This is a genomic window from Streptomyces sp. NPDC044061, assembly GCF_056434305.1.
Genome location: NZ_JBWKFL010000010.1, coordinates 253664 through 267308 on the forward strand (window position 1 = coordinate 253664; position 13645 = coordinate 267308).

A 13645-nucleotide genomic window follows, 5' to 3' on the forward strand; every position below is an offset into this window, starting at 1 on the left:
CGTGCACCGCGGTTCGCCCTGAAGATCTGCGCGTCGTTCGCCGGCCGGACCTTTCGCAATGAGGTGTGCGCACGCGCGGCGTTGAAGGTCGGGCTGAACCGGCCCATCACGTTCGCCGGACGCCTGGCGTGCCCGCTCCTGGTGCAGGTCGGCGCGAACGACCGCATCGCGCCGTCCGGCGCAGCGCCACGGACCGCCGAGAAGGCCGGTCGGTGGGCGCAACTGCGCGAGTACCCCGTGGACCATCTGGACGTCGAAGGTCCCTGGCAGCAGCGAGCGCTGGCCGATCAGCTCCACTTCCTCACTCGCGCGCTCCGTCCGGCGAGGGCCTGAAAGCGCCTTTCGAGAGAAGCACCCTTTCGGTTTTGTCTCTTCAGAAGTGCCTTTCGACCAAAGGAGTTGGGATGAGCATGTACGACTACGTCATCGTCGGCGCGGGATCCGCGGGTTGTGTGCTGGCGGCACGCCTGTCGGAAGACCCCACGGTCCGGGTCGCGTTGATCGAGGCAGGTGGTCCGGACACCGCGGAGGAGGTCCACATTCCGGCCGCCTTCCCCCAGCTGTTCAAGTCCGACCTGGACTGGGACCTCGACACGGACCCGGAGCCGGGGATCAACGGCCGGCGGACCTATCTGCCCCGCGGCAGGATGTTCGGCGGCTCCAGCTCGATGAACGCGATGATCTACATCCGGGGTAGCCGCGCCGACTACGACGGTTGGGCATCGGCCGGGGCCACGGGCTGGTCGTACGACGAGGTGCTGCCGTACTTCCGGCGCTCCGAGGACAACGAGCGCGGCGAGGACGCCTTCCACGGAGTGGGCGGACCGTTGACGGTCAGCGACGGCCGGTCGGAGCACCCCCTCTCCTCGGCCTTCGTGCAGGCCGCGGTGCAGGCCGGGCACAAGCCGAACGACGACTTCAACGGCGAGACGCAGTTCGGTGTCGGGCGCTACCAACTGACCCAGCGCGGCGGCATGCGCTGCAGCGCGGCGGTCGCCTATCTGCACCCGGTGCTCGAACGCCAGAACCTCACCGTGCTCTCCTCGGCCCGCGCCCACCGTGTGGTGATCGAGGGCGGCCGCGCGAGGGGTGTGGAGGTGGAGCGGGGCGGCACTGTCGAGGTCGTCCACGCCGAGCGCGAGGTGATCTTGTCCGCGGGCGCCTACGAGTCCCCGAAGCTGCTGATGCTGTCCGGCATCGGGCCCGCCGCCGCGTTGTCCGCCTTCGGTATCGACGTCGTGCGCGATCTGCCGGTCGGCCGGGGCTTGCAGGACCACTACATGACCCTGCTGAACTTCCGCACCGACGTCGAGTCGCTGTTCAGCGCGGCGAGCCCGGAGAACGCCGCGCTGTTGCAGAGCGAGGGGTGCGGCCCGCTGACCTCCAACATCGGCGAGGCCGGTGGCTTCTTCCGCAGCCGCGACGGCCTGGACGCCCCGGACCTGCAGTTCCACGCGGCCCCCGTGCTCTTCCACCAGGAGGGGCTCGGCCCGGTCACCGAGCACGGCTTCGCCTTCGGCCCGTGCGTGCTGGCCCCGACCAGCCGCGGAGCCGTGACCCTGAGGTCTCCTCGCCCGGACGTCGCGCCCCGGATCGTGCACAACTACCTCACGACCGCCGCGGACCGGGACGCGATCGTCGCCGGGCTCCGGATCGCCCTGGAGATCGCCGCGCAGCGGGCCGTGACCGATCTGGTCACGGGAGCGTACGGCGACGCGCCGGCCTCGCACTCGGACGCGGACCTGCTTGCCTGGGCCCAGCGCTCCGGGCAGACGCTGTACCACCCGACGTCGACCTGTGGCATCGGATCGGTGGTCGACCCGGAGCTGCGCGTGTTCGACGTGGCGGGCCTGCGCGTCGTCGACGCCTCCGTCCTCCCGTCGGTGACGCGCGGGAACACCAACGCGCCCACGATCATGGCCGCGGAGAAGGCGGCCGACCTCATCAGGGGAGCCGGGCGATGACGAGCCCGCTGCCGGCCACCGACGGCACATGGAGCGGGCCTGGCGCGACGACCGAGCCAGGCCCGCCCACCCCGCAGCCGCCCTATGTGACGTTCCGTGCCGACCGAGTCGCGACGTGGAGAAGGTGCTCCAAGGGGCCGCGCCGAAAATGACGGGTCCATACGGTCGCCAGGAGCGTGGCGGCTGCAATGAAGCCGAGCAGCACTGGCATGGCGGACAGGGTCTCGCCTTCGATCGCGGGCACGTACCAGACATCTCTGAAGAACCACAGCGCGACGATGTGCAGGACGTACACGGTCAGCGCTGTCATGCCGACCGCGGCAACGGGTGCGGCCAGGCGGGTGAGGCGCGGCATCCGGTCGGCCACGGTCAGGCACACGGCGACCACGGCGAGGGCGACTCCGGTGTTGCCGACGATGGAGAACGTCGTCTGGCTGTGCGGTGCGGCCACCAGCAACCAGGCGAGCGGGGTGTGCCCCTCGGGCTCGCCGACGGTGTCGGACCACCAGGCGGACGATGCCGAGCGGGCGCCCGTGGCGGAGGCGACGGTGGACAGGGCGTGGGGGACCAGACGCAGGGAGAGCCAGGAGCCGCCGTAGCCCAGCAGGGCGAGCGCCCCGCCGACGAGCGCGAGCCGGACCCTGATGCCTGGCCGGGTGAGGTCGAGCCGCGCCACTGCCATGCCTGCGACCAGGAACGGGAACCAGGTGAGCACCGGATACTCACCCGTGAACAGAAGTTCGATAACTCCGTCCGTACCGCTGATCAGGGCCAACGGGTCGTGGGCAGTGAAGGCGTCCGCCCAGTTCCCGTCCTCGATGGACGTTCTGACCGTGTAAAGGACCTGGGGCAGGACCACCGCACTCGCGACGGCGATGAGGGCGAGCGACCCCGCCCGCAACCGGTACAGCGGAAGGACTGCCAGGAAGAGCAGTCCGTAGAAGCTGAGGATCACGGCGACGTCGGTGTCCAGGGCGGTCAACACGTAGCCGAGCGCCAACAGGACGACGGCGCGGATCACCACCCTGGCTACCGCCTGACGGCCCGCGCGCCCGGTACGGGGATGCGGGCGGCCGGTGATGATGATCAGCGAGAAGCCGGCGAGGAGTGCGAAGAGGGTGGAGCAGCGACCACGGGCCGTCTCCAGCAGGAATCCCACCGGACCGCCTACCGTCACATCGGGCCCGACGTGGGCGGAGTACATGCCGAAGACCGCTAGGCCGCGGGCCAGGTCGATACCGATCAGCCGCGCGGCCGAGGTCCTGTCGGTGGGGGCGGAGGAGTGATCTTCCTCAAGCGACGGTGTCACCTCTGTCGGCTCGACCGCCGGTGCTGTCTGGGTCATGCCTTATGGGTTCACCGTCGGACCGCCTCACCCACTCCGGTGACCTTCCGAAAACACCCCACCGGCCGGTCGGGGCCACCCCTGCCTGTCGGCCGGGGCCACGCTGCCAATCGGCGGGAATTCCGTCCCGGCCGCCCGACGACGGCCCGCGCCGGGGTACGCATCGTAGGGGGACATGCGACGAGCGGGGCGCAGGTGATCCGGGTACTGGTGGTCGATGACGAAGCCTTGATCCGCACGGGCTTCACGCACATCCTCGATGCGGCGGACGACATCGAGGTCGCCGCGGCGGTACCCGGCGCTGAGGCCGTCCGTACGGTGCGGGAGCTGCATCCCGAGGTAGTTCTGCTCGACATCCGGATGCCGGACGTGGACGGGCTCACCATTCTCGCCGAGCTCCGACGCATGCCGCAGGCTCCGGTGGTCGCCATGCTCACGACGTTCGACGCCGACGAATACGTGGCGACCGCCTTGCGTTCGGGCGCGGCCGGATTCGTACTCAAGGACACCGACCCCGAGCAGCTTCCCCAGCTGGTGCGCCTCCTGGCCGAAGGCGGGACCGTCCTGTCATCCAAGGTCACGCGCCGGGTGGTGGACGGCTACCTCGACAACGGTGTCCGCGAGCCCACCGCTGTCCGCCTCGCGGCCCGGCTGACCGAGCGCGAGCGTGCCGTACTGGTCCTCATGGCCGAAGGACTCGCCAACCCCGACATCGGCGAACGGCTGCATCTGAGCACCGGCACCGTCAAGGGCCATGTCACCAACGTGCTCGGCAAACTGGAGGTCGGCAGCCGCGTCCAGGCGGTGCTGGTCGCCGAGCGTGCGGGTCTGCTCGCGCTTTCGCAGGACGATGGCGCGCGGTGAGCTCCCGACGGCCGCCGGCTCTGCTGTTCGACATCGTCCTCGTTGGGCTCGCGCTGGCGGACGGATGGGTCAACGTCGGCGTCGCGGATCAGCCGGCGGCAGCCTGCGCACTGCTCGGCGCCCTTGCCCTCCTGCTGCGCCGCCGCCTGCCCCTGACGACCTTCGTCCTCACGCTCCCCACCGCCCTGATCACCGACGCGGTGGTCGCCCCCACGGCCGCGCTGTACACGCTCTCCTCGCTCAGCCGCCACCGTCTCCTGCTGGCCGGCTGTGCCCTGACGTACGCGGTCATCGACTTCCTGCCCTGGCCGTGGTCGGCCCTGGACGCCACAGAGCTGTCCCGGACGAGCACCCTGTTCCGCCTCAGCTTCGACCTGGCAACCGCGGCCGCTCCCGTCTTCCTCGGCCAACTCGTCCAGGCCCGACGCGAACTGTCCGTGCGGCTCGCCGACATCAGCGAGGCTCGCGAGCACGAGCGGCTCCTGACCGCCCAGAGCGTTTTGGCGAAGGAACGCGCGCAGCTGGCCCGGGAGATGCACGACGTGGTCTCCCATCAGGTCAGCCTCATCGCCGTGCAGGCCGGCGCGCTCCAGGTGAGCAGTCAGGACGCCGAAGCGAGAGAGGCTGCGGCCGCCATGCGCTGCCTCAGTGTGCAGACCTTGGACGAGCTGCGGCAGATGGTCAGTGTCCTGCGGGCCTCCGGCAGCAGTCCCACGGAGCTCACCCCCCAGCCGTCCCTCGCCGACCTGCAGCGTCTGGTCGACGCCAGCGGCATCGAGACGAGGCTGGAAACCCACTTGCCCGACAACCTTCCGCCCACGGTGCAGCGCGCCGTCTACCGCACCGTCCAGGAAGCATTGACCAACGTCCGCAAACACGCTCCCGGCGCCAGTGCGACAGTCCGCATCAACCACAGAGACGGTGCCCTCCGTGCCACCATCACCAACACCGCCCGCACCCGACCCGCGTTCCCCCTCCCGAGCGCCCACCACGGCCTGGTCGGCCTGGCGCAACGAGCCGAACTCCTCGGCGGCACCGTCACAGCCGGTCCCACGCCCGAAGGGGGCTACGAGCTCTGCCTCGAACTGCCCGTCGAGCGGAACCGGTGACCGCGCCTGCCGACATGCCCGCCCGCCGGCTCGTCGGCCGCACACCGCCGGTCTGCCCCGTCTGTCCCGGCTCCCGGTGCTTCTCGCCCCCTGGCCTGCCGGCTCGGTACGGTGGCTGGTCTCCAGTCAGCGGTGGTCGCCTTGGGGGTGATCGCCTTGGGAGCCGGGCTGCCGGCGGTGCGGCTGTGGCCCACGAAGGTGCCGGTCCTCGTCGAGCAGGCGCACGCCGGTCTCCGCGACGGTCACCCGCGCTTCGAGGCCGTCCGGGTGCCCGTCGGCTGGCGGCACAGCCACCGACAGCCACCGACAGCTTGCCGAAGGCCTCCAGGCGCACCGGTAAGAGCGGCGGCGATCAGTCCCCTGCGGCCCGCCGGATCCGCCGGGACCCGTGTCCGGCATACGGATGGCCTGCAGCACGTTGCCAGGTTGGGTCTCCTGCGTTTCCTGAGCCGCCTCTCGGCCAGGAGCAGGTGTTCGCGCGCAGGGGCAGACCTCCAGGTGGCAAGGCCGGTGCCGGCCAGTTGGCGGGTTGTTCCCGACTCCTGGCGGATGGCCATGGCAGGAGCTTGCGGGGACTCTGAGTAGGCGACACGCGTGTCGACCGCTCGTGTTCCGCGACGTGGAGCCTGCGGCCATGACGGGCCCCGACTCCTGCGGCGAGGGATGTCACCAGGACATCCGGGCCCACGAGGAGGGCAGCTGCATGACGATCCGCCTGACACGCTTCACCCGAAGAAGGGAGGTCCACGCTTCGGCGGGCCGCGCGATCACCACATCGCCGAGGAAGTCCCCGCAGACCTGGCCGAGCGACTCCGAGAGGCCTGGGCAACCGCAACCACCCACTGCTCCACCGGTCGGCGAAGTCGTACGGGACAGCGGCGGGTGTGACGCGGACGGCGCCGCGCCCCACGATGGGGAGCAGTGTCTTCCCGTGGGAGTCTCCGGCCTCGAAACGCCGGTGTCAGCGCCGTGCGGCGACGTCCGCGACCGCGCGAGCGGTGGCTCTCCGGGAGCCGGACGGCCCGGGCCACCGCTTGTCGGGATCCCGCAGTGGTGCCTCACGGGGACAGGGAACCGGTCGGGTCGAGCCACTCGTCGGCGCCCCGGCCCAGCAGTTCGTGCAGCAGCGGGGTCGCGGGCAGTGCGGGGTGGAGGTACACACGCTCACGGCGTTGTCCGACCGCGGCCAGCATCGTCCGGAAGGTGGTCCTCGCCGCCTCGGCACGCCCGCTGTCCACCTGCGCCTGCCCCAGCAGGCCCAGGTGGAGGGGGTGTCGTACATACGTCCCGGACCGACCCAGTTCAGCCAGTGAGGTGTGTATGAGGGTCAGACCGTCGTCGGGGTCTCCCGCCTGCGCCAGGCCCCACCCCTTGACGACGCCCAGCATCGCCTTCCAGTAGAGCAGTCCGTACTCGCCCGCGACCCGGACACCCTCGTCGCTCGAGGTGAGCGCGGTGTGGACGTCACCCTCCCAGGCCGCCACGACCCCGTCCACGTACAGCGCGAAGGAGCGGTCGGAGGGCCTGCTCTCGTACTCGGTGATGCTCAGTAGTTCCCGTCGGCGCGCATCGGCGGCCTGCCGGTTCCCGAGGAGCCAGTGGGTGAAGGTGTCGTAGGAGCGGCAGGAGACGCGCGGGTCGTGCTGGAAGGTACGTGCCAGCACATGGCCCTCGTCGGCCACACGGTCCGCCGTGTCGACGGCGTGCTCCAGTTCGACGAGCGCCTGCGGCAGCATTCCGCGCACATGCAGCACGATGCCCTCGCCGTAGGCCGCGCCGAGCGCCGCCACGGGCTCCCGGGTCTGGCGCGAGATGTCCCGCAGCAGGCCGGACAGCTGCCGCGAGGTGTCGTAGCGGCCGGTGACCAGGTGCGCCGCGCACAGCGCCCAGAGCACCGACGGATCCTCGGGAGCCTGCGTAGCCGCGTTCAGGGCGCGACCGTGCGTCAGGGCCGTCTCGGCCTCGCGGTCTCCGTAGCCGCGCGTGGTGGCGAGTACCTGGCCGAGCTGGATGTGCAGTTTCTGCTCCAGCCGCACCATGGCGGGATCGTCCGGAGGCAGGAACCCGATCAGGTGCTGGGCGCGGCGCAGCCAGATCTCCACCTGCTCGTACGCCATGGACAGCTCGGCGTGTTCCGCGGCGAGCAGCAGCCGGGGCAGCACCTGGGCGACGGGCAGCACGCTCTTGGCGTGCCAGCTGTGATGCGCCACCCGCTCCTCGTCGCCCATCTGCCCGTTCCGGCGTGCGCCCAGGGCCTCGGCGATCCTGGCGTGCAGGTGGTGGCGGTCCGCACGGGGCAGTTCGTCGATGAGCGTCTCCTGGACCAGGGCGTGCGTGAAGTGCAGCCGCCCCGGATCATGCGGCTCCTCCCCGAGCAGACCGGCACGCAGGGCCGCCTCGAGACCGGTGGCGACCGGTTCGTCGGGCGTGGCGGTCCGGTGCAGCAGGTCGGTGTCCACCTCGGTGCCGATGACGGCGCACAGCCGGAGCAGCCGCAGTACCGGCTCGGGCAGCGCGGCGAACCGTTGGTGCAGCACCTCGCGAATGCCGGTGGGAATGTGCGCCAGGAGTACGTCGGCCGCGTCCGGGCGACGGAGTCGGCGCGGGTCGCCCACGAGGGAGAGCAACTGCATCACGAAGTACGGGTTGCCTTCGCTGCGCCGGTGCAGTACCTCGATGACGTTCGGATCCACACCGGACCCCGCATGTGCCTCGACGAGGTCGGCGATGCCGTGCAGGGAGAGCCCGCCCAGCCGCAGCGTCTCGGTTCTGGGCCCGCGTAACACGTCGGAGACGATCCGGCGCAGCGTCCCGTCCGACTCGGCCTCGAACTCCCGGGCCGTGAACACGATCCCGAGCGGATGGCCCTGGCACCGGGTGCGCAGCAGCCTGAGGAGGTCGAGGGAGGCGGTGTCCGCCCATTGCAGATCTTCGAGGAGCAGCACGAGCGGGTGTTGCCCGGCGAGGTCGAGCAGCACCTCGCAGACGGCGTCATGGGCGAGGAAGAGGTCCTGGGGCCCGTTGGCGGACACGCCGGGGTCTCCGGTCCGGGCCGCCGACCGTTCGGGTATGAGCGGGGCGAGCAGGGCGTCGTACGGTCGTATCGCCTCCCGGAAGGCGTCCGGCCGGGTGGCGGACAGCCGCCGCAGGACCTGGGTCCACAGCCAGTAGGCGGGGACGCCCTCATCGGGGAAGCAGTGGCTCCAGACGACCTCCAGACCGGTGTCCTCCTGCTGCGCCGCCATGCTTTCCAGACGTGCGGCGAGTTCGAGCAGCAGGCGGGTCTTGCCGACGCCCGGGGGGCCGAGGACGCCGGCCGCGTGGCCGTGGCCCACGGCGGTGCTCGCGGCAGCGGCCGTCAGACGGTCGAGTTCCTGGCCGCGGCCGGTGAACGGTGACGGGGCAGCCGCCCGCCCCGACTCGGGCTCCGGGGACGCGTCGGCTCCATGGGCAGTTGCCGGCTCGTACGCCGGCCAGGGTAAGCCTCGCCACCGTGCTCTGCCGTCCTGCGCGCCGTCGGCCTCCGCCCGTGCCCCGGGCGGCAGATCGGCCCGCGCCTTCGGACGCGCATCGGTCCCCGTGTTCCCGTCGCGTCCGACGGACGACGGTGAGCCGGCTGCCGCGAGGACGTCGTCGGTCGCCACCACCCTGCCGTGCCCGCGATCGGTGGCGGCCGTGCTGTCGGAGCCGTCGGAGCTTGCCGAGCCCGGTGGTGGCGCGCCGACTGCGGTCTCGTTCCTCACCGGCGGCGCAGGGGAGGGGCCGGTGGACGCGAGCTGTGCGGGAGGGAGCTTCTCGGACGCAGCGCTCGCTGCCGGCTCCTGGCGCACTATCAGGTCTCTGACCTGGCGCAGTTCGGCCGCGATGTCGACACCGAACTCCTCGGCCAGATGGCTGCGCGTCCGCTCGTACACCTCCAGCGCCTCGGCCTGTCGGCCGAGTCGGGACAGTGCTGTCATGAGGTGGCCGACCAGTCGCTCGCGTGTGGGATGACGGCGCGCTTCCCCGTCCAGATCGGCGGCGACCTCCTCGGCCGCGCCGAGAGCCAGCCGCGCCTCCGCGCGGGACTCCACGGCGGTGAGCCGGATCTGTTCGAGTCGGGCACACTCGTCGCTGAGCGGCGGATGGCTGTCGAACTCCGCGTACGGCGAACCGCGCCACAGCAGGAGGGCCTCGGTGAGCCGGGCCTGCGCGGTACCCGGATCGCTCTGCCTGAGCAGCCGCCGTCCGTCGGTGACCAGACGCTCGAAGCGGCAGGCATCGACGTGCTCGGGATCGAGGTCGAGGACGTAGCCGGGTGTCCTGTGACGCAGCACCGAGGGACGACCCGGTCCCGCCGCCGCGTGCAGTGATCGGCGCAGATGGGAGATATGGCTCTGCAGGGTGGCGACGGCGTGCCGGGGCGCTCCGTCAGTCCACAGTTCCTCCACAAGCAGTTCGGTGGGCACTACGCGGCCGAGACGGATGAGCAGCAGGGCCAACAGCGTCCGTCGGCGCGGCGGCCCGAGCGGGAGGTCGTGTCCGTCGAGGTGCGCCGACATGGGTCCCAGAACGCTCAGAAAGGGCTCGGCCTGGCTGGTGTTCGTGGGTGACCCGTTCGCGGTCGGGGGTACGGGCATGACGGTCCCCATCGTTCAGCCGCGGCCGGAGTCGATGCCGACGGTCGGCAGCGGTGAAGTGCCGTCGGTGATTTCGGCTACATCACGGAAGAGCGGGTACTGGGTAGAACTGATCATGAAGAAACCGTAATCGTGTTACCCGCGGTCGTGACAGGTGGCTCTTGCGCGTGCATGGACGCTGATGGCCGATACCGACGGGTAAGTACGTCGGGGGATCGTCGACCGCGGAGGCTGCGGCGGAGCCACGGGAGGCCGCGGTCCGGGTGACGCGCGACACGGTGTCCCAGGGCGGTGGCGGACGCGCCGGGCTGCTTCGGGCCCAGCGGATCGTGCCGCGAAATCCGGCCCCGTGATGAGGAACGCGACGAGCCTCAGGCCACCGCCTTGCTCCGATCGGCAAGAAATCGGCAGGCTTTGGGCAAGGATTCCGTCCAGTGGGGCGGCAGAAGGGCGGCGGCCGACGGCAAGGGGCCGTCAGTGGCTCGACCAGGACCCTGCAAGGGCGGTGACGCACGATTCCGGTGTCCGGAGACACTGCTGGTCCAGGGCCGATGACGCCCCTGCAGACGGTCCGACGACCGCACACCGGCCTTCGGACTGATTCGTGCTCAAGTTTCGGACAGGGAGCCTTTTCTTGCTGAGTACAGCACTTGCAGCTCCGGGCCTGTGCGTGGCAAGCCTCGATATCGCACTGACCGTCCAGCAGGTGAACCAGGAATTTCCGGCAGTTCACCGGCTGGTGCAATGACTCGTCCGAGGACCTGTTCTCGGAATTGCTGCTTTCACCGTGTTTTTGGCGGAAAACCGCTGCTTCGACCGCCGGAAGGCCGGACACCACCCGATCCGCCTGCCGGCGCTCGGCCGCCCGAGGTCGTCGATGACATCGTGAGGTGAACGGGCGCGGGCACGCGTCACCGGTCACCCGCCGGCGCCGGGGCAGGACGGCTGGAGCGAGTCCGCGCGCCGTGGTGAGGCGTCTCACCAGTGCCCGCCGCGGTCCCTGGTACGGGACGGCCCGGACCGGCCGCGTTCCACCGGCCGCCGCTCGGCCCGGCGCACGCCCGAAGACTCACGTATGGAGCGTGGGTCCGCCCGTGAGCGAACCATGCCTCACGCCCTCTTCCGCACGTTGAGTGGCCGTCCGCCCATGGCCCGGCCTCCGCAACGTCCGCGAACCCGATCCGGATGTCGGCGACCGCTCTCGCACTTCACCGGACACACACCAGGCCGCGCAGGTCCGGCCGGCCTTCCGACTCCTCTTTTTCCTCTTTCCCCGCTCAGGAGCACAGCACATGAACGCACACCAGTCCCTGTCGCGTCGCCGCATGCTCGGTCTGGCGGCCCTGGGCGCCGCCGCAGTCGCAGGGCAGAGCACGATCACCGCGGCCCCCCGGGCCGCCGCCGCCACCGCGGCCGGTGTCTCCGACGGCACGTTCGTCCCCGCCGTCGTGGTCGGCACCGGATACGGCGCGGCCGTCTCCGCCCTGCGTCTCGGCGAGGCGGGAGTATCCACCCTGATGCTGGAGATGGGCCGGCTGTGGAACGAGCCGGGTCCCGACGGCGACGTCTTCTGCGGGATGCTCCAGCCCGACAAGCGCTCCAGCTGGTTCAAGACCCGTACCGAGGCTCCGCTCGGCTCCTTCCTGTGGCTCGACGTCGCCAACCGGGACATCGAGCCCTACGCCGGTGTACTGGACCGGGTCAACTTCGAGCAGATGTCCGTGTACGTGGGACGCGGTGTCGGCGGCGGTTCGCTCGTCAACGGCGGCATGGCGGTCACGCCCCGGCGCTCGTACTTCGAGGAGGTGCTGCCCCAGGTCGACGCCGACGAGATGTACAGCACGTACTTCCCGCGCGCGAACACCGGCCTCCACGTGAGGAACATCGACAAGGCCTGGTTCGAGCAGACGGAGTGGTACAAGTACGCGCGTGTCGGGCGGGAGCAGGCGGCGAAGGCGGGCGTCGGCACCACCTTCGTGCCCAACGTGTACGACTGGGACTACATGCGCCGTGAGGCGGACGGCACGGTGCCCAGGTCCGCGCTGGCCGCCGAGGTCATCTACGGCAACAACCACGGCAAGGTCTCTCTCGACAAGAGCTATCTGGCCGCTGCCCTCGGCACCGGAAACGTCGTCATCGAGACCCTGCACCAGGTCAAGACGATCCGGCAGCGCAACGACGGCACCTACCTGCTGACCGTCGAGCAGAAGGACGCCGGCGGCAAGCTGCTCGCGACCAAGGAGATCTCCTGTCGCCACCTCTTCCTCGGCGCCGGCAGCCTCGGCTCTACCGAACTGCTGCTGCGTGCCCGGGAGACCGGCACGCTCGCGGAGCTCAGCCCCGAGATCGGCAGCGGCTGGGGCCCCAACGGCAACGTCATGACCGCCCGGGCCAATCACGTGTGGAACCCCACGGGCGCCAGGCAGTCGTCGATCCCCGCCCTCGGCATCGACGACTGGGACAACCCCGACAACCCTGTCTTCGCCGAGATCGCCCCCATGCCCGCCGGCCTGGAGACCTGGGTCAGCCTGTACCTGGCCATCACCAAGAACCCGGAGCGCGGCACCTTCGTCTACGACGCCGCCAAGGACCGGGCGGACCTGCGCTGGACCAGGGCGCAGAACGCGCCCGCGGTCGCGGCCGCGAAGTCGCTGTTCGACCGCATCAACAAGGTCAACACCACCATCTACCGGTACGACCTCTTCGGCAAGCAGCTCAAGGCCTTCGCCGACGACTTCTGCTACCACCCGCTCGGCGGCTGCGTCCTCGGCAGGGCCACCGACAACTACGGCCGCGTCACCGGGTACAAGAACCTCTATGTGACCGACGGCTCGCTCATACCCGGCAGCATCGGCGTCAACCCGTTCGTGACCATCACGGCGCTGGCGGAGCGGAACGTCGAGCGCATCATCCGGGAGGACGTCAAGGATTCACACCGTGATTGATGAAACGCGTGCCACGACGGTGGCCCATGTTTCGTCAACCGCGACGAAGCAAAAATCGAAGTACGGTGAGATATTCCGGTTGATGTTCGAGCAGTCCGGGCTGTGCATGGCCACGCTGGATCGTTCTTTGTGCCTGCGTGAAGCCAACATCGACTTCCTCGCACAGTTCGGCCGCAATCCCCAGGACAGTTACGGTCGTCCGTTCTCGGCGTTCCTGCATCCGACGGCACGACGATCCATAGGCCGCGATCTGGAACTGCTCAGCGCCGGTAAGCGCGACCGTGTCGGGGGAAAGTTCATCGCGGTCAGGCAGGACGGCGCGCTGCTGTTCGGTGAGCTGATCGCCGTATCGGTGGTCAGGTCACTCGGTGAGGTCGATTCCATTCTGGTGTTGGTGGGCCGGACTTCCCGGGTCGGCAAGGCGCAGGCAATGGTTCAGCGTGGAATGCTGCTCGCCCCGATGGATGCCAGGATCCTGGAAGGCGTCGCCGCAGGGATGTCCACGGGCAAGCTGGCGGCCGTTCTGCACCTGAGCCGGGGCGGGGTGGAGTACCGGATCACGGCTCTGATGCGCAGGTTCAAGGCCGTCAACCGAACCGAACTGGCCTCGAAGGCCTACTCCATGGGCCTGCTGACCACCGACAGTTGGCCGCCCACCGTGCAGTCGGCCTACGTGCAGGCCTGAGGTACGACAGGAAGCGGGGGGGGGGAGCGGGGTGGTGTTGTGCTGGGGGTCTCTTTTTCTCCTCGTGTTCGACCGTCCTCTATCCTCGTTCGTGTCTCCCGCCTTCCTCCCATC

General features: G+C 70.1%; 8 protein-coding genes. 6 read left to right on the plus strand and 2 right to left on the minus strand.

All coding sequences use genetic code 11. The annotated features are described in order from the left end of the window. The first annotated feature begins 63 nt into the window (after positions 1–63). Positions 64–333, plus strand: a complete 270-nt coding sequence (locus tag AC07CM_RS18720; protein ID WP_478877494.1) for a hypothetical protein — start codon at positions 64–66, stop codon at positions 331–333. 71 nt (positions 334–404) lie between these two features. Next, positions 405–1964: a GMC family oxidoreductase gene (locus AC07CM_RS18725; protein WP_478877495.1), complete on the plus strand. Its 1560-nt coding sequence runs from the start codon at positions 405–407 to the stop codon at positions 1962–1964. Between the two features lie 82 nt (positions 1965–2046). On the opposite strand, the gene AC07CM_RS18730 is transcribed toward AC07CM_RS18725, so the two are convergent. Then, positions 2047–3309, minus strand: coding sequence for a DUF418 domain-containing protein (locus AC07CM_RS18730; RefSeq protein WP_478877496.1), 1263 nt, complete (start codon positions 3307–3309; stop codon positions 2047–2049). 195 nt (positions 3310–3504) lie between these two features. Here AC07CM_RS18730 and AC07CM_RS18735 point away from each other — a divergent pair, with 195 nt between their 5' ends. Both AC07CM_RS18735 and AC07CM_RS18740 read left to right on the plus strand, forming a co-directional pair. After that, on the plus strand, positions 3505–4173 hold the full coding sequence (locus AC07CM_RS18735) for a response regulator (RefSeq protein ID WP_478877497.1): 669 nt from the start codon (positions 3505–3507) through the stop codon (positions 4171–4173). Continuing rightward, entirely contained in the window at positions 4170–5282 is a 1113-nt protein-coding gene (locus AC07CM_RS18740) for a sensor histidine kinase (protein ID WP_478877498.1), read from the plus strand. Before AC07CM_RS18735 ends, AC07CM_RS18740 begins: the two co-directional genes overlap by 4 nt. Before the next feature lie 1058 nt (positions 5283–6340). Here AC07CM_RS18740 and AC07CM_RS18745 read toward each other — a convergent pair. After that, positions 6341–9901, minus strand: coding sequence for a BTAD domain-containing putative transcriptional regulator (locus AC07CM_RS18745; RefSeq protein WP_478877499.1), 3561 nt, complete (start codon positions 9899–9901; stop codon positions 6341–6343). Positions 9902–11193: 1292 nt separating this feature from the next. Between AC07CM_RS18745 and AC07CM_RS18750 the strand changes: the two genes are divergently transcribed. Then, positions 11194–12846, plus strand: a complete 1653-nt coding sequence (locus AC07CM_RS18750) for a GMC oxidoreductase (protein ID WP_478877500.1) — start codon at positions 11194–11196, stop codon at positions 12844–12846. Next, positions 12839–13531, plus strand: coding sequence for a helix-turn-helix transcriptional regulator (locus AC07CM_RS18755; RefSeq protein ID WP_478877501.1), 693 nt, complete (start codon positions 12839–12841; stop codon positions 13529–13531). The genes AC07CM_RS18750 and AC07CM_RS18755 overlap by 8 nt, the downstream gene beginning before the upstream one ends. Positions 13532–13645 lie beyond the last annotated feature (114 nt).